Source organism: Candidatus Nitrospira allomarina (genome assembly GCF_032050975.1).
Taxonomy (GTDB): domain Bacteria; phylum Nitrospirota; class Nitrospiria; order Nitrospirales; family UBA8639; genus Nitrospira_E; species Nitrospira_E allomarina.
Genome location: NZ_CP116967.1, coordinates 230,296 through 250,956, shown reverse-complemented (window position 1 = coordinate 250,956; position 20,661 = coordinate 230,296). Strand labels below are relative to the sequence as shown.

Below are 20,661 nucleotides of genomic sequence, written 5' to 3'. Positions count from 1 at the left end.
GATCAATTCCACGCATTTTTTCCCCCTCCCACCATCAGAAAAACGTCAGCTTCCCCCTGAAGGGCAATTATGGAACGTACGGGTCGTTCGTCTCCAACTCAGGCACCATCGGAATATGACAAAGGAAAGTCTGAGGATTTTTCGGCCCTTCGGCGGCTGTTGCTGTCACCCGAGCAGGTTCAACTAGATCGGCTACGACAACGACTCGATACGTTGGTGGTCGATGCGCAGGAGGTGAGCCGCGTCCTTCCGGATGCGATACGACTTCGAGCTCGGCAGGATAATCGGTTATTGGCTTCAATGCTGCCGATTACACAAGAAGCGTTGGCCCTTTCCATCAAACAATCCCCCCAGCTTATTAGTGATTCCATCGCCCCCATCCTGGGATCCGCCATTCGAAAAGCCATTTCCCGGGCAATGCGGGAAATGCTCCAATCTCTCAACCAGACGTTGGAATATAGTATGTCCTGGCAAGGACTTCAGTGGCGATGGGAGGCCTGGAAAACGGGAAGACCTTTTGTGGAAGTGGTGTTGTTACATACTCTTCGATTTAGAGTGGAACAGGTATTTTTCATTCATAAAAAAACGGGATTGTTACTCAATCATGTAATGGCCGAAGGGATTTCCAGCCAGGGGGAAGCGGCCATTTCCGGCATGTTGACGGCCATTCAGGATTTTGTGAGAGATTCGTTTCAGCAAGGTCAGGATGAAGGATTGGAATCGCTCAGGATAGGCGATTTGACGGTCTGGATAGAACAGGGGGCCAGGGCTATTTTGGCCACAGTGATTCGGGGAACCCCTCCTGTAAAATTACGGGATTTTCTTCAAAACACGCTTGAATCCCTTCATGCCCAATATTCCGATTCTCTGCAGAATTTTCAAGGCGATGCCACTGTTTTTTTAGAGACCAGGCCTCATTTGGAAGATTGTCTCCAAGCACAATTCGTGAAAAAACGAAAAGGTCTTCCGGTCGTATTCTGGGTATTAAGTGCGCTTCTTCTGGCCCTTTTGGGATGGTGGGCCTATCAGGCCTCTCTCAATCATCAACAGTGGACTGAGTTATTGAAGCGCATCGGGGCCGAGCCGGGGATTGTGGTGACGACTATTCAGGAGGAAGGGGGGCGAACAGTATTCCATGGACTGAGAGACCCTCTGGCGATTGACCCTGAACGGTTGCTGGAAGAGGTGGGATATCCTTCCCATGCGGTCGACTTTCATTTTGAATCGTTCATTGCCCTCACTCCGGAGATGATTCGTAGGCGGGCAGTGACAGTTTTACAGCCACCCGAATCGGTGGAGGTAAGCGTTGAGGGGAGCCGGATCATGCTAATGGGAGAAAGCTCTCATGCCTGGATTTCCAAAGTAAAGCAATCCGCCTCGGCAATCCCGGGGATTTTGGAGATTTCCTTGGAACGTCTCATAGACACAGACATGAAACAATTTGAAGCACTTCGAAATGCTCTGGAAGGCCAAGCCATATTCTTTATGGAAGGACAGGGAAGTTTGCCGGATGGTGAATTGGATAAAATTCAACAGGTGAAACACATCCTCCATGAATTGGATAAGGAAGCCATAAAGTTAGGTCGGAGCCCCTCCATTGTTGTCATGGGATATTCCAGCCCTGTGGGCTCTCGAACGACTAATCTTTTACTGAGTGAAATGCGAGCGAAAAAGGTATTGGGAATTCTCCGTGAGCCACCCTTTCAAGTATTAAAACTGTCAGCCATGGGCAATGGGGTTGATCCTGATGTGACATCTCTTGCCGGGGAAGAAAAGGGGTATTCCAGAAGTAGGCGCGTGTCCTTTAAGGTCGTAGAACCCGGGGTACCCCAGCGCAGGTAAATGGAAGCGAGGATCGGATCGTGATTCAGAAAAAAATTTGTATGTTGGGTGGGTTTGCCGTGGGGAAAACGAGCCTGGTGAAACGATTGGTCTCCGGCATTTTTTCCGAAAAATATCTCACCACTGTTGGCGTCAAGATCGATCAAAAATCTTTGTCGGTCCGCGGACAAGACATTCTGCTGGTTCTTTGGGATCTCTATGGCGATGATGACTTCCAAAAGGTTCGGGCGTCATATTTGCAAGGGTCATCGGGATATATTCTGGTGATTGATGGAACAAGGCAAGAAACGGTTGATGTGGCATGCAGGTTACATGAATTAGCCCTGAAGACCATCGGCCCGGTTCCTTTTGTCCTCCTGCTTAATAAACATGATTTGGTGGACGAGTGGGTGGTGGAGTGTCCCATGGTTTCTGATCTCAGTGGCAAAGCCTGTCTGGTGTCCATGGTTAGCGCAAAAACCGGTGAGGGTGTCGAGGCGGCGTTTTCCGCGTTATCTGAAGCGATGCTGAAATCCTGAAGACGGGCTGGATGAAAGACGCGTTAACCGGTAGATATTCTTGGGCACACTCCACAAAATTTCCTCATCCCCTTGTCGCTAGCGGAGATTGGTGAGACTCATGCCTGGTTCCATCTACGATCCCGCTCTTTTCAGTGTCTTTGATGCGTTAATTTTCCAAAAAAAAACAGCGGATCGTTTTGACTGTGTGGGTGATCTGCCCAGTTGGTTCCCTCCTCCTGGCATGACCCAGGGGAGTGAGGTGTTTCCTGGCCAATTATTGGGACATTCGTTTTTTCTTCAACATTTTCTCCATGAAGCGCAGCTATGGTGGGATTCAGCTGAGACAGGTCAATGGAAATCCGGTTTGTGGAGTGAACCGGCATTATTTGGAGAAGACGTTGTCCTGGAAGCCACTGCCGTCCGTCATGGGTCTGTTCGGTATGTGATTCTACAACGCTTTGGACCCGAGATCCTTCCGATCCAGCCCTTATTGCAAAAGGCACGAGAAGAACAGCTTTCGCACCGTCAGGCCGTCAATCATCATGAACGCACGGAAGCTCAGCTTGGTACTCGATTAGCGAAAAGCGAACAAGAACGGGATGATGTGATGGCCCTGCTCGACGGGCTGGGATTGGGAGCCATCATGGTCGATTCCAATCGGGAGGTGACGTTTGTGAGTGGAAAAGCCCGTGAGTTATTGCAGATCGATCCTGACACCATGATCGGCCGCTCTCTGGGTAAGGGCCTCCCGTGGAAAACAGAAGACAATGCCAGGATCGAGGCCATGGGACGATTACCCGGGTCGCAGCGTCAGGTTGTGTCGGTAGTGATGGATGGGAGAAACCGTTCTACCCGCGCGTTGGAAGTTGAAGTTCAAGATGATCCTCGAGATTCTCGAAGAACCATTTTGTTGTTAACAGATGTCACTGAGATAGAGGAGTTGCGCCGGCAGTTGGTGGGACCAACACAATTTCACGATCTGGTTGGGAAATGTCCCGCCATGCGCATGATATATGAACGGATTCGAGACATTGCCACGGTAGATGTGCCCGTGCTTATTGATGGGGAAACCGGGACGGGCAAAGAATTAGTCGCCCGTGCGTTACATCAATTAAGTCCGCGTCATGATCATCCATTTCTGCCGGTCAATTGTGCAGGATTGACCGATTCCCTCTTGGGGAGTCAGTTATTTGGTCACAAGCGCGGCGCCTTTACGGGAGCGACGAGTGACCATGCAGGATTTTTCGAGTCGGCTGAAGGCGGCACGTTATTGTTGGATGAAATCGGAGATATGCCGTTATCGATTCAGACGACCCTGCTCCGTGTGCTGCAAGAGGGAGAAATTATTCGTCTCGGGGAGTCCCGGCCACGGAAGGTGAATGTCCGGGTATTGGCGGCCACCAATCAGCAGCTTCAAGAATTGGTCGACAAGGGTGCCTTCCGTGCGGATTTACTCTATCGGATCCGTGTCGCGCGATTAAGGCTTCCCCCTCTGCGAGAGCGCCGCGAGGATATTCCGTTGTTGAGCACGGCCTTTTTCGTAAAAAGCCGCGTCGCGCTTGGAAAAATGCACGTTCTGAGTATTGCTCCGGAAACGATGCAGCAGTTCTTACGTTATTCCTGGCCGGGGAATGTCCGGGAATTAAAAGGGGCCTTGGAATATGCACTGATACATTGCCGTGGAGAAAGTGTCCTTCCGACCGATCTGCCTCCTGAATTGTGTGACGTGTCTCCGATTGTTCAGGCATCGCCTTTTTGTAAACCGAATGAACGCCAGCTTATTCTTGATGCCCTGACACAAACGAAAGGAAAACGTGCGCAAGCCGCAAAATTGGTCGGTATGAGCCGTTCTACCTTTTATCGCCGCTTAACCGAGTTGAATATCTCTCAAGAAGAGTCCTCCCGCTGATTCCGCCATTTCTGTAAAAATTCTGAACATTCTTCGGTGATTAAACCGGGTCCATGTGATGGGGTGTTCGTCAATATCGTTTGCAATCGACGGCCTATGTGCATGCCCATATGGCATAGAACTTCAGGCTCCTGGAACCAAAAAAGCGGAAACCCAATATATCCTGTCGTCCGGCTAGGCATTTGATGCATAAGTCGAGGTTCTATTTGGAGGGCTCGGACATGGCAAATGTTCGGGCCTTCAACTTTTTGTTTCTTTCCTGTGTCCTTTCGGTTTTTTTACTCGCCTGCTTCAAAGTGTTTTTTACTGGGACACCCTGAGACACCCTGGTGTTTCACAATGGGAAACATTCCCCATGAAAGACGGGATTGATTGAAATTTAAGGAAATTTCATTTGGCATCATTATTGTTAATAAATATGGGTACAGAATGAGATAGGTGGAACCCAACCAATGAACATTCAAAGCTTCCAAACAATTACCTTCATGAGTCTTTGTGGTGCGATCGGAATGTTAGGCGTGTTGTTTTTCACTTTGGGAAAAGAACCGGCAGCGCTGGAGCCACTGATTGCGTGGGATGCCATGGACATTTCCCCGAGGCCAGCCATCTATTCAAAATGTGACGGGACGGTTCAGGTGGGGATATCAGTCATCGAAGTGGTCAAAAAAGAAAAGGGAACGGTCATCACGGTCAGGAGTTATGTTCCGGAGGTGTCGAGGGATCTGTCATTCCTCACGGAATTCGCATCGGACCCAGATATCCTTCGGCAAAGAGAAGCGTTCTGCTGGAGAAGGAATAGAGAAGACCCATCAAAAATCAGTGAGTCGAACGGAAGATGGGGGCCTGTCTGAACGCCTGGAGAGAATGGTGCCTCTTTCAAATTGGGGTTCAGACATGATGATCATTGAGCAACGAACTCTGAAAGAGACGTGTCGAGAACAAACTTTTTTGCGCAGCTTCCGGGAAGGAAGAGACCTTATGGGAACGGCGAAAAATGAGGGTCTTCAGTCGAATCCCGGATCAGGTCGCGTCTTGGTCGTCACGAGGGATCATTTTATTCGTGATTTCCTGGGACAAATTATAAAATTACACGGGTATGAATGCGAGTACCTTGAGGAATTGCCAAAGGCCATGATGGAGAAAACTTGGAAAAGTTTTGATGCCCTATTCATTGAAAGCCACTCTCTGGAACAATTGAAACGTGGCATGAGCACTGGAATCTCCCATGCCTCAGTTTCTCCGATGGTGGTGGTATTGGGAGATCTTCCTCCATCGGATGAAACGGGGCATTTTCGTGAGCTGAAAAAACCTTTGGATTATCGTCAGATGGGAAGATTAATGGATGAATGTCATTTTTTGAAATCGCAAAGATGCGCATCACAAGGCGATTAGAAGGGGGATCGTAACGGTAGACTGTTTGTCAGGGTGCGGAACACCCAGGGCGGCTAACCTATTCGAGCTGACCTTGACAGTTGGGGCTTTTAGAGGGGGTCTTCAACTGGAAAAAGGCGAGGATAGGCCGGCCGCCCCAGGTTGTTTTTAACGGTCGCCAGTCCTGTAGTTACACGGATAAAAAATAATGGAGATGAAAGCCGGTCAGGCGAAGGACGGGAAGCTCTGGAATAATCTTGCATTTGTGTTTGTGTTGAGAGAGGATGATGCAGCCTTTTTTATGATCATCCTGGACAACAACCGGTTCTAGAGTTCACCCTCATGATAAGGAGGATGTGATGCTTAAAGAGTTCAAAGAGTTTGCCATGCGGGGCAATGTTATCGATATGGCAGTCGGTGTCATTGTTGGAGGGGCCTTTGGCACCATTGCCAAATCGCTGGTGGCCGATGTGTTGATGCCCCCGATTGGACTCTTGTTGGGTGGCGTTGATTTTTCCAACCTGTTTGTCACCCTTAAGGAGGGGGTGCCTCCAGGGCCATATCTGGCCTTGTCCGACGCTCAGGCAGCGGGCGCTGTCACCATGAATTATGGAGTATTTCTCAATTCGGTTATTAGCTTTCTTATTGTGGCCTTTGCCGTTTTTATGGTGATTAGAGCCATCAATCAGATGAAACGTGAAGAAAAAGAGGCCCCGCCTGCGGATCCTACAACGAAAGAATGCAAATTCTGCCACATGACGATTCCCATTCAGGCCACCAAGTGCGGACATTGTACTTCCGAATTAGCGAAGTCCGCATAGTGGATCATATCTGGCCCAGGGTTGGCATAAGAGAGAAAAAATGGAAGTGGCCTTGTGAGCAGCCGACTTATCATTTGAAAAAATGTGCTGATGCCACAAACCCGATTTGATGGGGGAGAACAGAATCAAGCGGTGGGTGGCATTCCTCATGACAGGGATGCCGCTTATTTTTTCTGACCGTGTGGCCCAGACCGACAATGAGCTGATGCCGTATTTTATATATTTAGAAAAATCTCCAGGAAATTAAGGTTTTCTGCGCCTAGGTGGACTTAATTTTCCTCAATTGTTAAGGTAAGAGCCTTCCTAACTCGATAGCTACCTTTCGTATTACTCTCAATATAAGCTGACCAATAGTTTCTTCCTGTCTCACCATCAAACTGTAGAGAATATCTACGGGGTGGCCGGTGTTCTGTATTTTTATTGAAAGGAGTGATCTATGGACATGAGTAAATTGACCGAAACGTTACAAGTGAATCTTGGGGAAACGTTGCCCAATGTATTGGGTGCATTGGGCATCCTCCTTCTGGGGTGGATAGTGGCTCTGCTTGTGAGAGCTGGAATCAGGAAGGCTCTGGGCATGTTGAACGTCAATCAGCGATTGCGTTCGACCACCGGTACCACCATGGATGTGGAAGGCGGTACAGCCGTAGGAATCTATTATTTAATTCTTTTATTAGTTTTAGTGGCATTTTTTAACGCGTTACACTTGGAAATGGTCTCCGGTCCTCTAGGGACTTTGGTCGATCAGGTGATGGCCTTTGTTCCGAAATTAGTGGCTGGGGGAATATTGATGTTAATCGTGTGGATTATCGCCACCGTACTTCGAACCCTTGTGGCCAAGGCTTTGCAATCGACGACGATGGATGAAAAATTGAGTGCGGGAGCCGGGGTGCGACCCATCAGCGCTAATTTGGGGAATGTCGTGTTTTGGCTGGTTGTGCTGCTATTCCTCCCCGCTATCTTAGGGACCCTGGAGATTGACGGCCTGTTGGTTCCGGTCCAAAACATGGTCAATGAAATGTTAAGCATGCTCCCGAATATTTTCGGGGCAGTGTTAATTGGAGTTGCTGGATGGTTCTTGGCCAAAATCGTCAGGGACTTGGTGAGTAACCTGTTGACGGCAGCCGGAACCGATCGGCTGGGTGAACAAATAGGATTGCGCGGAACGATGTCCTTGTCTCATTTACTGGCTTTGGTGGTGTATATCCTGATTTTGGTCCCTGCGGTCGTTGCCGCACTGCAAGCCTTGGAAATTGACGTGATTACAGGACCAGCCACCGATATGTTGAATACCATGATGTCGGCCATCCCCGATATTTTTGCGGCGGCGATTATTTTAGGAATCGCCTTTGCGATTTCCCGATTAGTCTCGCAAATAGTGGCGAGTTTATTAGGCGGACTCGGTTTCGACGCTCTGCCGGAAAAGTTGGGGTTGGGACAGGCATTTACGGGTCAAACCACTCCTTCGTCTGTGGTCGGAAGTGTCCTGGCTTTTTTTATTATGTTATTTGCGGTTGTCGAAGCGGCCAACCAGTTAGGTTTTCATCAGGTGTCCGAATTGGTCACCATGTTTATAGAGTTTGGTAGCCAGGTGTTATTGGGCAGTGCCATCATTGCCATCGGATTCTGGTTGTCGAATCTCGCATATGAAACCATCATTCGTGTTCATGGAGTGAATTCTGGAGGGGTTGCAAGCATTGCCCGATTCGCGATTCTCGGGTTGGTGCTCGCCATGGGTCTTCGAGCCATGGGGTTGGCCAATGAAATCGTTAATCTGGCATTTGGCCTGACTCTCGGAGCCATTGCTGTGGCGGTGGCGTTATCCTTTGGTCTAGGAGGCCGGGAAGCAGCAGGCAAACAAATGGAGTATTGGCTCAGTCAAGCGCGTGGCGAACGTCGAGGGTAAAGCCTACCTCCCCCACGGCTGTTATACATGGCCGTGGGGGACCCTGTTTGTTCAGTCGGGATGGGCCTGCAAATTTGGTGTGATGTTATTGACTCTAACCTAGCAATCGGCCGCAACCTGATGCCGGTATCGTGGCTGAACCACTCTCCCCCAGCCCTCAGTTGAAAGTACAATTTGCTTCAAGCTGAAGGCTGTTCTAACGAGATAAACCGATACTCGCAGGCGAGGAAGACGTGTTACCCACTTTTGAGAGTCAGCATGTAATTGGTGAGGTCGTTCAGCTGTTTGTCGTTTAGAGGAAATTTTGGCATGAAGGAGCCGGGGGAAACGGATTGCGGATCCTTAAAATGCTGAAGATGCCATTCTCGGTCTGGTCGTCGATCGGCGACAAAAGAAAGGTCTGGCCCAACATTTACACCTTCCCCGTGAATACGATGACAGGTTTTGCAATGGAATTGCTCCACTAAAGCCATGCCTCGAATCACTGAGGGGTCACGTTTGGGCACGGCGTACAGATCACGAAGAGAGATACTCAACAGGCTGAGCACGATAATCAAAAATCCCAACCCCGCACCCAACACGACGCGACGTGAGGATGGGTGTCGTTCGGGATTTCGATCCACAAAGGGCAAGAGCAGCAATCCGGTGAAAAAGAGTGCGGGAAGAAGCCAGGTCGCCAGAGGTCCCCATGCCCCTGGGGCATATTTGAGAAGCTGATAAAAAAACAGAAAATACCATTCCGGGACGGGGACAAATGAATGGTCTGACGGATCGGCCCGATCAGCCAAAGGGAATTCCACGCTGATCGCCAACATGGCGACGACGCCAAACACTCCAAGCATGACCACCGCATCCATGAAGACCTGCCGTGGGTAGAAGGTTTCACTCCCGGCTCGGGCTCTCGTTTCATCATGAGGGCCGGCGGGTCCAACTCGTCTGAGAATAAAGAGATGGAGCATGATTCCCACTGCAATGATGAGGGGAAGAAAGGCAACGTGAATGGCAAAAAATCGTGAGATGGTCAGGGCGCCGAGCGTTTCCCCACCACGAAGAGCTTTCACCAGGAAATCTCCGATAAGGGGAACGCTGCCGACCATGTTGATTCCCACCTGGGTCGCCCAATAGGCGTTTTGATCCCACGGTAGCAAATATCCCGTAAATCCGAACGCCAGCATGATGGCGAGCAGGATGACGCCCACGATCCACATAAGTTCCCGAGGCCGTTTATAGGCACCATCAAAAAACACCTGCAACATGTGGAGCCCGATGGCCAACATGACGCCTGAGGCCCCCCAATGATGCAGGCCACGGACAAACCATCCACCCCAGACCTCATGTTGAATATACTGAACGGTGTCGTAGGCATGGTCGGTCGCTGGGACGTAATAGATCATCAAAAACATGCCCGTCAGGGCTTGCAAGACAAAGAGGAACAGCGTGGCCGAGCCGAAGACATAGTTCCAGCTGGCACCTCCGGGAATGGGTTCGTCCAGGAGGGTTTGCTCGAGGGGTTTGAGTTTCAGGCGCTGGTCGATCCATTGATAGAGACGTGAGGCCATGCTTAGAGTTCAACCTTTTTTGCCAGACCGGATTTATATTCCTCGTATTGGACCAGCAAGTCACCATTTTCGATTTTGGATGGCAGGGTGTCCAATGGGCGTGGTGCGGGGCCGGCTTTTACGGTTCCGTTCATGTCATAGACGCTTCCATGGCAGGGGCATTTAAAGAGACGGTCCTGTTGGTCCCATCGATAACCACAACCTAAATGAGGACAGATAGGCGAAAATACTGTCACCTCTCCATCGGGCTGTTTTACCGCCCACACGCCCTTGGTGGTGTGGATTTCCTGCCATCCATCCTTTTCCGTCATGGTGTAATCCATCGGCTTAGGTTCACCAACCGGTAGCGCATCGGCTTTTCCCAGTGAAACCCATTCCTTGTTTCGTCGTTGAAGAGCAGGGGCGATGACGTATCCGATCAATGGGACAGCAAGGGAAATTCCAATAAGGGAGGAAATAAAGACGGTGGTTTTTACAAAGAATGACCGGCGGGTTCCTACCGGGGTGGATAAGCCATCTTCCATCATGAGGGTTCCTTTTGGAAAAGCGGATAATACGATGTCTGACTCATTTGAGGAGGGCATGCTCCATCCTGTTCACATAAAGATAGCATAGTTCGTGGTGAGAGCCGGAAAAAGGCGGGATTCAGATAAAAGACCATTAAAAAAATGCCCACGTAAAAGGCTAGCACAGAAGTAGGGACAGTCAATATCAAAAAGATTTCATTGACGGGGTTGAGTTTGACGAGACTTGTCCTTCTAAAAGGCATGACTCACATCGTCGAAGCATCAATGTGAAGGAATATGTGCAGAGTCAAAGGGTGGGATCTCTGCGAGAGAGACTCTGTGCGTCTCTGATCGAGTGCCACGGGAACTCAAAATCAGATGAAATCTTTGGAAGCCTTAAGCCCTGCTGTTAAACCGATTGAAGTATGCCGTGAAAGAGGAAAATCCTGAATGGGTTGCTTCCCATTTGTGCCAATTGCAAAGTGATTCGTAACGAAACAGGGGAGTGGCTGCCACTTGAAACGTATAGTCGGGACCGGTCCCATGCAGAATTTACCCATGGAATCTGCCTATCCTGCAAGCAGGATTTAAATTACCCTTTAAAGGACTATTCCTCATAGCCCTTATAAAACCGGAAGATGTTGTTGGAACGTGATAATGAAAGGAAGAATTACCAGTACCGGACCGCTCCGGTATCGATATGAATGAATCCTCGTCGGCCGTAATAGCCGACTCCACCCAATCGAAGCTTTACAGCGGCGCGTCGGATTTTTGAAAGTCGAACGCCGGGAATCGAGAAGTCCATCGCTTGTCCGACCGTATGGAGGCTATTTGGCGCGGCGCCTCGACCAAGGCGAATCAACAATTTGTTGTATGAGGGCGAACGGTAGGCAGAGTAAACGTGAATTTCCTTCCCCTGTCCAACTAACTTTTCTACCTGATTCATATATTCCAGTAACTGGATGTCCATCTGGCATATTTTTTTGGAATGATGGCATCGCAGGAGATAATTAATGTCTTTTAAGGCTTCCTGGTCATATTGGCCGGATTGATTGCGATAGGTCACCTGGAGTCGTTCGTCAGTGTGAGCATTGTAGAGGTGAAGCCGGCCCTCAGGCAGGGACTGGGCCCATGCTGATTCCGGAAACATCAATCGGCTACCAAGAATCATCATGCCTGCAAGGGAGGACTTCAGGAAGAAACGCCTGGACCAAAGTTCTTCTGTTTCCTGAGACATGGTGACACCCTCCGAACTATGAATGGGGAAGTGTAGCGGGAGAATAAAGCGGCATGAAACATTGATTGTTTAACAAAATAGGATGATGAGGTCAACCAATTTTTGGAAAATTTTCGTTCTTCCCCTCACCCATTATTCTTGAAGCCACAACGGAAATGGATGGAAATGCCCAATCGCCACTGTTGGCGCCTTTTTTTCGCGGACACCCACCTGCACCGATTGGCATGTTCCATTCTCTCCTGGTGTCATTTCCTCATTTCCTTACAGCCCAATCAGTGGGCGTAACAGGGCGCACCGGGCTGTCCACGAATCCCGTTTTGGAAGTGCATTTCCAGAATGTCCCACCTGTTTCAGATTCTCTTGAACTTCGAAGTTCCCTCCATATCCAAATTTTTACCAAGCCAGGAAGGGGGATCCGGTTATCTAAACAGATAAAAATTTCTAACAATCGGATACACCGTGAACGTTATGAAAGGAACGCCTGCGTCAGATGAGCTCTGAAGAAACGGTTGAAAAGAGTTGAATTACAAAGGGGATCGGTCTGCACAACACTCGTCAACGTACCATATGCAAATCGGGAATAAGTTTTGCTCATGTCAATAAATTAAGGGGCCAACTATTTAATATCTACGGACCCTGTAAAGGGTTCGTTTTACTGTAAGGAGGAGTCGTCATGCCACAGGTTGAACCGAGCGTTATGCTTAATTCGATTATGGGGAAAATCTACAATGTGCTGACCAATGGGGATGATACCGTCCCAAAATCGGAAGACAACTTTTTTAGTTGGTGTACACCCGGCCTGGCTGTTGAACCTGATGATTTTGATTTTTTAACACAAGGGTTAACGGGTGTGGTGAAAAAGAAAGCCCTGAAGGACATGGTGCTTGAAGGTGAGGGAGGGGAATCGAAGCCACCAGAACTGACACCGGCAGTATTAGAAGGATTGCGTGCGCAAGATGCCAGCAAACAGTATATGAATGCAGAAAGTTTTGCGCGGCTCGTCGATTTTGTTCCCGACCTGGCTGCAACCACGAATAATCAATTCGCGGCCATGAGTATCATGAACAATGAAGGATCGCTTTCAGAGCGCTTCGAGTATATTTTACGCATGAGTCAAATCATGGAAACCAAATTGGATGAAAAAACCAAAGGAAAAATTGAAAAATTCAGAGGGCTGCTTTCCACGACAAGGGTAAAAAAGGATCTTCTGACTGATGAAGAGATCGAGGTTTCAGAGCCTAGCGCGTTAGTGAATGTGTATAACCAGAAGATGACGGACTATGAAGCGGCGGCATTGGCCTACAACAGTGCCCGTATCGATGCCCTGACAGCCGACAATGTCAAAGCGGTTCATTATTGGGGGATGAACGCCAATATTCTGCGCAATAGGGTCAAGGCGGCTATGGGAGATTGGGTCAGTAATGGGTACAAAAATGATTATGAAGGCATTAACGCATTTATTGACCAGGTCATGAGACGGGATATGGCACTGCTGAAAGCCCAATATCAGGATGATTTGGAGAAAGCCAGAATCACCGGGATGTCATCCGGCAGCGATTTTTTCTATACCTCGCTCGTGCCCAGCAACCCCATGCAGGCGGCAGGATGGACTAACTTTAGTTTTCAATCTTCGGATTATAATAATTCCTCCAATTCCAGTTACCAAATGAAACGGTCCAGGACAAGTGCCGGAGGGGGATGGTTAGGCATTTTCGGCGGGGGCGGTTCTGCCAGCAATGCCAGTGGACAGTCGGAATCTAAAATCACGTTTGACAGCAACCAATTTTATATGAATTTTTCGATTACCCAATGCCAAATTGTTCGGCCTTGGTTTAAAACAAGTTTTATCAATAGTAAGTTGTGGCGCTTTGACCAAAATAATCCCGAATCATCAAAGCAAATTGTCAGTGACGGCGGCAAACCGGCAACAGGACTTTGCCCAGCCTATCCCACGGCCATCATTTTCATTAAAGATCTCGTGATTGGCTTTCGGAATAGCAGTGGTTTTGCAGAGGCCGCACAAAGTTGGGAACGATCCTCGGCGAGTGGTGGTGGCGCCGTGCATTTCGGTCCATTCCATTTCGGTGGCTCGCATGGCCGTAGTTCTGCCAGCGGAGAACGTTCCTCAAAATTCCACTACGATTCGGAAAAACAAGAAATGAGAGTGCCGGGTCATCAAATTATTGGATTCAAATGCCATGTGTTCCCAAAGAGTCCTGATCCATTGAGCGGAATCACTGATTGGATTTAACTTTCGAGGTAGCCCTGCCTCACGGTCAATGTTGAGGCGGGGCCACCAGGGGAATGGGGCAATTCGACCAACATAATTACTTGATGAGGTAATACATGGCTATCGACTCTATCGTGCAATTGGCCTTGATGTCCAAAGCCAAAAAGGTTTTTGAAAAGGAAGGAACATTTCTGAGTTTTCCTGTGACACCGTTGGCCTATACAAAAGAGGATCTGGATTTCTTTTCACAGGAAACCGGGAGTGATCTTCTCAAGAGCAAGGCCAATCTGGCCGCGTTTTCAACGCTCGTGAATTTAATTCCCCATGACGAGGCCTGGTTACCCACTGATGCCCGATTTTTATGGAATGAGTTGGAATATGTGCTGAGAGAAGGCAGGCTTGCTTCTTCGACGCGTACACCGGAAGAAGAAGTGGCCTATCAGGAGGCGTTGGCCGTTCTGAAAGTCCCGGGTGAGGGAGGCCTTCTACAGGACAGCCCGAAGGTCAGGGTCTATAACCAGTATAAGGATGCCTATATTATGGCTGAGCAGGAATTCATGGAGGCGAGAAGTACGGGTGAGGCCGCAGAGGACGAATCCGAGAAAAAACACTGGCGGGAGGTCGATGAGCCTGCGTTTCGGGCAAAGCTGAAGGATCTGGATAATCAGTGGATCCTGGAGGGTTACAAGAATGAAGTCAATATCGCCCGAAGTCAGTACCAGAATCTTGGAGCCAAATCTCCCACAATAACCTGGGATGAGTGGAAGGGATCTTTCAATCAGGATCTTGATAGTGAGACCACTGCGCAGGATAATTTCACGGTATTCCCAAGCAGCTTTACCCCGTCGAATGCGTTGGAAGAAGGATCGTGGAATCCTTTCTCTCTGAGCGAGGCGGAAATCAAAACCTTGGTGAATGAAGCGCCGGCAGATCTTCGCGAGCGATTCTCGGCTGATGGAAAAGAGTCCACGATGAAATCTGTGACCTTGGAATTCAGTTCTGCGGCCATCAAGCGGTCCTGGTTTGATTCTGAAATATTCCGGTCACGGTTCTGGCGGTTGTCAGATTCGACCAAGGTTTTTTCTGACGGCGGCAGTCCGCCTTCCGGAGATTGTCCGGCCTATGTCACGGCAATCGTCTTTGCCCGGAAGGTGGTCGTCGAGGCAAAACCAACCCAATCAACTTCCTCCAACCCGAAAATGTCTGTGGATCTGCGTTTTAACTATGCGGTGAATGATCAAAATTCGATAAAAAGGATAAACCCTGCTGTCTTGCAAGCCGTGCAACCACAATTGATGAAAAGGCCATCGATACCACCACAACAAATGAAAGCCCAACCTGTGCAGCCCTTAGTCATGAAAATGCGGCCCCAGGCGATGGCCTCGTTTAAGTCCACGGCCATCAGGGTGCCAACTCAGCCAACCAGAGGGAATGTCTTGTTACAACCAGCGGTCATGACTCCTATGGTTGCTCGCCCGGCTTACTCCCGGTCCATGGTGACCCTGAAGGCGTCGGCCTATACTAGGTTGCCAACCACGCCGGTGCGAAGGCCGGCGCCACGTACTGCAACACCGGCCTCCCCCCCGCCCAATATTCCCGACAAGAACATTTATATATTGGCGTTCATTTGTAAGCCATTACCGAAATGCCCCGATCCCGATATGGCCTTACAGTGGTAATTCGGAAATAAAGAAAAGTGGTAAAGCCAAACCATGTCAGGTATTGAAACTTCATCCATTTGAACATTAAAGCGGGGATATGAATCATGATGAAAGTCGGGATGGTTTTACAGTGTGGTCCAGATTATCCGGATGGAGCAAACAGGATTTCATACTGAAAGTCATGAAAGGGAAAATCTTGAAAACGGAGACATCTCATTCAATTTTGACCATATGAGGCCCGGCAAGTGATTGGGGGAAGAAAGAGGGGTGAAAATAAACGGACAAGCAGTAGAGGGTGTTTAGTAAAAATGAATATGAGGCGGTCCGAGCCGAGTGGTGGTAGAGTTCCCAGGTTTTCCCGTCCGGCCTTCCCTATGAGTGAATATCGGCAGGGGGCGTGACTGATATGGGAGGAGGAGGGTGAATAATCTCCTCGGGTTTGGCCTCGGCAGAGGCCTTCGGGCCTTGAATGGCATAGTCGACGAGAGACATTTGACAGGACGAATCGTTCTCCTGGCTTTCCGGAAAACACTGAGTCGAATTCGAGAATTCGTTCAGTATTTTTGTAGCGGCGTCAATTGCGTGTTGCATAGAAAGTATGCGAATAGATTTGGTCATGGTCATTCTCACATCAATCCGGTCGTTCTAGGGGAGAATCCTCCTCTTCCCATTTCCGATTATTGAGATATAAAAAGCATAAGGCGTGCCAATGACATCCGACGGTATGCACTCGCGGGTCATGCTACAGGATGAATGAATTCAAATGGAAATTTCCCTGAAATCTCAGGACCTTCTTTTGTCCTAGAAATATCCTGCTTCCTTTTATTCCAAACAAATGAAGAGCCTGATTTTGGAATAACAGACAAATTGATCCATCACACGACAGATTTTCTTATCTTCAAATTGACTCTGTTGATTCAGCAAGATTGATAGGTATGTGTCCAATTTCCTAAAGATTGCCAAAAGAAAAGAGGCAAGGGTTTCCCGATATGGAAAGCGATGGAAGTTTGTGTGAAGGGTCTATCTGGTAAGAAGGCGGGGCGAGGTCCAAGAGAATTCGGAATGAAAACATCCGAACGACAATCTAAACGGGTTAGGGGGTGTTCTCTTAGAAAGATTGAACGTTAAAAGCGTATACGAAGGTCCGCGACAAGCGGGAGGTGATCTGAGGCGATGAGTGCAGCACGAGATTTCGGAAGATGCACATGGTTTACGTCAATCCGGCCCTCGTAAAAAATATGGTCGAGATGCAAGAGGGGCAAAAATCCCGGATAGGTTCGGCGTCGTTTGACAAATGGGCGAATGTCCAGGCTCTGAAATCGTGGGGTCAGGATATCAGTGGTCACACCACGCCCCCACTCGTTGAAATCCCCGAGAATGATTTTTGGACCGGCTCCTTGATGCTGATCCAATATCATAGCCAAACGCTCCGCTTGATACTTGCGTTCCCGCAAACCGGTCCCCATATGCACGTTGTAGACATGTAAGGTTTGATTTCCCAGCCGGAGATCGGCGCGTTGGCAACATCGGCCACGCCGGGTTCTCCAGGTCAAGTCATGTTGCGCATCGTTGACAATCGGGAATCGGCTCAAAATCATGTTTCCAAAAGGATATCCGTGACGCAGCCTGGCAGATGCCATCACCCATCCCATTCCCATCAACGCACCAAGCAGTTCATCTTGCCCCCGGCCCTTGGGGCCAAGCCCCAGGACTTCCTGTAAAGCAATGACATCCGGATGCAGGTCCGACAGAACTTCCGCAATCCGTCTGGGCATGATTCGACGATCCATCCCGCAACACCGGTGAATATTATAGGTCACAATCCGAATGTCGAGGGAAGTCGGCGGTAGGGGAACCTGTTGAAGTGTCCGGGCCATAGGTGGATGAAAAATCCTTTTAAATCAGGAAGCGGCCATTGCTATATTGACCATATCATGCCGCGATATTGATCTGAGACATTAAAAAAATATCCCATTATTTTAATTGGCAAATTACAGACCAGGAGAGAAAAATGCCGTCCACAAATTTTGTGGATAACTTGGTGGTTAATGGCAAGGGCAGGCCTTTTTCTAAAGGATTGATAAAGAAATGAGCGGAATGCACATATTTTGGGCATTGTATGAAAATTATTTTTGGGTACAACATATAGGGGTGATAAATTTTTGGCGTAGTCGTAAAGGTAGATGGCAGATTTTATCTTGACTTTTTTGATTTAGTTGATCCTCGGGAGTGTCCTTAAACTCTCATTATGATCCTATAAAAATGCCTTATCCACAGAATGGCTTTTGCCTTGTTGATAATCAACTAAATGAGAATGATTTTATTGGCTCCTATAGGGCATTTTCGTCTGGCCAATCCGTTTTCGCTTGTGTTCATCGGGCATTTCTCAGACCTTGAAATGTTTCACGGGCAACCCACGATTCTTCGTCGGTTCCAATTACCAGCAATTTAATAGCGGATTCCTTGCCGTTAATGGAAATGGCCTCTCCTGCCTGCACATCAGAGGCCTCGAGATTTCGAGGGTAATCCAGTGAGAGACCGCACCAGTCCATTCCCTGACAAATTCGGGCGCGGATGTCAGATGCCCGCTCACCAATCCCGCCTCCAAAAATGACCGCATCGGCTCCACCCAGGATGGCCAGATAGGCTCCCAGATATTTTCGCGCGCGATGACAGAACACCTCAATGGCCAGAGTGGCCCGAGGGTCCTGTTGCTCGACGGCTTGGAGAAGTTGCCGCATATCGGAGGTCTGGCCGGACAAGCCGAGGAGCCCGGATTGCGTATTCAAGAGATGGTCGATCTCTTTTATCGAAAGTTGTCCATGTTCGGCGACGTATCCAATAATGGCCGGATCCATATCTCCACATCGTGTGCCCATCACCAGCCCTTCCAACGGGGTGAATCCCATTGACGTGTCAACCACAGCCCCGTTCTGAATGGCCGAAACCGAGCAGCCTTGCCCCAATTGAAACGTAATAAGACGGGTTCCCTCCAACGATCGACCGGAAAAGCGGGCATAGCTGTAGGCCAGAGACGCATGGGCAATCCCATGAAAGCCAAAGCGCTCAATGCCATGCTGTGCCGTCCATTCCAGGGGAATCGCATAGGTACGGGCATGGTCGGGAAGCGTGCGATGAAAGCTGGTATCAAATACCGCCACGATGGGTATCTGTGGACCCAGTAGAGCACGAATCTGATAGATGCCTTCCAGGCAGGGGGGATTATGGAGCGGAGCCAAGGGGCTCAATTCTTCAATTTGGCCTAAGACGGTCTCATCGATCAGGACGGATTTTGTAAACCGGTGGCCGCCATGCACCACGCGAACGCCGACCGCATCAATGGTGATCCCGGGTCCTTTTAAGGTTTCTCCGTCCTCCCGGCTCAGGTCTTGAAGGCTTTCCCATACCCACGCCACAGCCTGCCCATGATTCAGAACATCTTGCCGGGTGGCGGTAAAAGGGGCGTGCTCGGGAGCACTGATCTTCAGGGATGCCTCTTTCCCGATGCCCGTCACGATCCCCTGCCTTAACGTTAATGGATTGGTGTCGGCTGTGGGCGAGGATGTCGGGTAAACAACCAGCCGGAATTTCAGTGAGGAACTTCCGCTGTTCAAAATAAGAATGCGCATGGAACAATTATATAACGTCTGCTGCAATGGGCATGAAACACTTTAGTCGGTAGGGAAACATGAGAAGCAAGCGAACCGTCAATAAACCGTTATCCTGATCCAAGGGCGAAAGATCGGTGCTCAGATTGAGAAGCCGTGATTTCTTGGGATCACGAGGAGATTTGGTGACCGAAGTTCAGCGTCAATTCAGGTCTGAATGACTCGAAGCTCCTCCTTCGCTCCTCGCAAGACGAATAACGCTGACCGCAAAAAAAGGGCTGAAAGTGCCAGGCCAACAAGAATATCCGGCCAGCCCGAACTGGTGAGCCATACGCCCACGGCGGCACACAGCACCGACACATTCGCAATAATATCGTTGCGGGAACATAGCCACACCGAACTCATATTGATGTCATCGGCCCGATGGCGCCAGAGCAATAGAAGGCAGAGGCTATTGGCCGCAAGTGCCAGTAGGCCAATGGCCCCAATAGCCTCGAATACGGGGACCTGTGGAAACACCATCTTAAAAACCGCCTGCCCAAACACGAATAATCCGAAGGCCGCCATGATTGCGCCCTTGAGGAAGGCGGCCTTGGCCTTCATTCTTGCGCCTCGCGCGACGACGTAAATGCTGAAGCCATACACCAGCGCATCACCCAGCATATCCAGGGAGTCCGCTATTAAGGAAACAGAACCCGCGAGCAGCCCTGCGGTGAGTTCTACCAGGAACATTACAGCATTGATCGCCAACACGATTTTGAGTATGGAGCTTTGGCGATCTTGAAGGGCCTCGATCTCACATGCTTTGTCATTACAACAATCAGCCATAGTTAAATCTTTGCAAATTTGAAGCGGGATAACTAAAGAAGCCTAACACCTTAAAGAGGTTATCATAGTAAATGAGAGTCCGTGAACAGTAAGGGAGGAAACGGCTTGGCTTAATATTGAGGGTATTTCAATTACCTGATGAAGGGCTATCCGGAATGAGAGCATACATACCCTAACACAAGTGGGAAAACATGCGAAGACAGAGCGATCAACGGATTGTCATCCTGAGCTATCGGCGAAGGATCTGGGCCCAGGTGGAATAGCCAAGGTCTAGCGAAATCTTGCCTGAATTCTGTCCTGAGTTTGGCAGGAAAACGTGTGGGCAGGTGAAGCCATCGCACGTGTGTTCTCACTCTTGTTCTCACGTGATGCTTTGTGTTGCCGGGTTTCGCCCCGGCAGGCGAGCCACTTTTGTTCCGGCAAAAGTAGCCAAAACCAATGACGCCCCGCCCGTCTTATCTGATTGATCGGACGCTAATCACGGGAGAGCGGGCCAACTCGCCAGGCTCACACAAGGCCCGCCAGGAAAAAGAGCGTCCGATCATGGGATGGGCGGCAGGCGTCGGAACCGTTGAGAAGATATGTCTGCCAGTAGGCGAAGACAGAACTCCGGAAGCGGTATGAATGAAGATCAGTATTCTTGACGTAATTCCTTCGTTGTCCGGGAATTTGTCGAATCGAGA

The 20,661-nt window shown here is 49.3% G+C and carries 16 protein-coding genes; 9 read left to right on the top strand and 7 right to left on the bottom strand.

Annotated elements, in window-relative coordinates; genetic code table 11:
* The first annotated feature begins 69 nt into the window (after nt 1-69).
* From PP769_RS01070 to PP769_RS01040, 7 genes are all read left to right on the top strand, one after another.
* Nucleotides 70-1,842, top strand: a complete 1,773-nt coding sequence (locus tag PP769_RS01070) for an OmpA family protein (protein ID WP_312644133.1) — start codon at nt 70-72, stop codon at nt 1,840-1,842.
* Between the two features lie 20 nt (nt 1,843-1,862).
* Nucleotides 1,863-2,360: a Rab family GTPase gene (locus PP769_RS01065; protein WP_312644131.1), complete on the top strand. Its 498-nt coding sequence runs from the start codon at nt 1,863-1,865 to the stop codon at nt 2,358-2,360.
* Between the two features lie 100 nt (nt 2,361-2,460).
* Nucleotides 2,461-4,251: a sigma-54 interaction domain-containing protein gene (locus PP769_RS01060; protein WP_312644129.1), complete on the top strand. Its 1,791-nt coding sequence runs from the start codon at nt 2,461-2,463 to the stop codon at nt 4,249-4,251.
* 452 nt (nt 4,252-4,703) lie between these two features.
* Nucleotides 4,704-5,102: a hypothetical protein gene (locus tag PP769_RS01055; protein WP_312644127.1), complete on the top strand. Its 399-nt coding sequence runs from the start codon at nt 4,704-4,706 to the stop codon at nt 5,100-5,102.
* 127 nt (nt 5,103-5,229) lie between these two features.
* Nucleotides 5,230-5,643, top strand: a complete 414-nt coding sequence (locus PP769_RS01050; protein ID WP_312644125.1) for a hypothetical protein — start codon at nt 5,230-5,232, stop codon at nt 5,641-5,643.
* Between the two features lie 338 nt (nt 5,644-5,981).
* Entirely contained in the window at nt 5,982-6,443 is a 462-nt protein-coding gene (gene mscL, locus PP769_RS01045) for a large-conductance mechanosensitive channel protein MscL (RefSeq protein WP_312644123.1), read from the top strand.
* A 442-nt stretch (nt 6,444-6,885) separates the two neighbouring features.
* Nucleotides 6,886-8,349 carry a mechanosensitive ion channel gene (locus PP769_RS01040; RefSeq protein ID WP_312644121.1) on the top strand — a complete coding sequence of 488 codons (1,464 nt, stop codon included), beginning with the start codon at nt 6,886-6,888 and terminating at the stop codon, nt 8,347-8,349.
* 236 nt (nt 8,350-8,585) lie between these two features.
* Here PP769_RS01040 and PP769_RS01035 read toward each other — a convergent pair whose 3' ends face one another.
* The 3 genes from PP769_RS01035 to PP769_RS01025 form a co-directional block, all read right to left on the bottom strand.
* A complete protein-coding gene (locus tag PP769_RS01035; RefSeq protein WP_312644118.1) occupies nt 8,586-9,908 on the bottom strand; it encodes a cytochrome b N-terminal domain-containing protein in 1,323 nt (440 codons plus the stop codon).
* Between the two features lie 2 nt (nt 9,909-9,910).
* Nucleotides 9,911-10,492: a QcrA and Rieske domain-containing protein gene (locus PP769_RS01030; RefSeq protein WP_312644116.1), complete on the bottom strand. Its 582-nt coding sequence runs from the start codon at nt 10,490-10,492 to the stop codon at nt 9,911-9,913.
* 592 nt (nt 10,493-11,084) lie between these two features.
* Nucleotides 11,085-11,651, bottom strand: coding sequence for a peptidoglycan L,D-endopeptidase MepK (locus PP769_RS01025; RefSeq protein ID WP_312644114.1), 567 nt, complete (start codon nt 11,649-11,651; stop codon nt 11,085-11,087).
* 673 nt (nt 11,652-12,324) lie between these two features.
* Here PP769_RS01025 and PP769_RS01020 point away from each other — a divergent pair.
* Both PP769_RS01020 and PP769_RS01015 read left to right on the top strand, forming a co-directional pair.
* On the top strand, nt 12,325-13,902 hold the full coding sequence (locus PP769_RS01020) for a hypothetical protein (RefSeq protein WP_312644112.1): 1,578 nt from the start codon (nt 12,325-12,327) through the stop codon (nt 13,900-13,902).
* Between the two features lie 95 nt (nt 13,903-13,997).
* Entirely contained in the window at nt 13,998-15,560 is a 1,563-nt protein-coding gene (locus tag PP769_RS01015) for a hypothetical protein (protein ID WP_312644111.1), read from the top strand.
* Nucleotides 15,561-15,914: 354 nt separating this feature from the next.
* Here the strand turns inward: PP769_RS01015 and PP769_RS01010 are convergent, their stop codons facing one another.
* The 4 genes from PP769_RS01010 to PP769_RS00995 form a co-directional block, all read right to left on the bottom strand.
* Nucleotides 15,915-16,160 carry a hypothetical protein gene (locus tag PP769_RS01010; protein ID WP_312644109.1) on the bottom strand — a complete coding sequence of 82 codons (246 nt, stop codon included), beginning with the start codon at nt 16,158-16,160 and terminating at the stop codon, nt 15,915-15,917.
* 506 nt (nt 16,161-16,666) lie between these two features.
* Complete coding sequence (locus PP769_RS01005; RefSeq protein ID WP_312644107.1) at nt 16,667-17,419, bottom strand: endonuclease/exonuclease/phosphatase family protein; 753 nt, start codon at nt 17,417-17,419, stop codon at nt 16,667-16,669.
* A gap of 495 nt (nt 17,420-17,914) precedes the next feature.
* Nucleotides 17,915-19,171: an acetate/propionate family kinase gene (locus PP769_RS01000; protein WP_312644104.1), complete on the bottom strand. Its 1,257-nt coding sequence runs from the start codon at nt 19,169-19,171 to the stop codon at nt 17,915-17,917.
* A gap of 186 nt (nt 19,172-19,357) precedes the next feature.
* Nucleotides 19,358-19,978: a cation efflux transmembrane domain-containing protein gene (locus PP769_RS00995; RefSeq protein WP_312644102.1), complete on the bottom strand. Its 621-nt coding sequence runs from the start codon at nt 19,976-19,978 to the stop codon at nt 19,358-19,360.
* Nucleotides 19,979-20,661 lie beyond the last annotated feature (683 nt).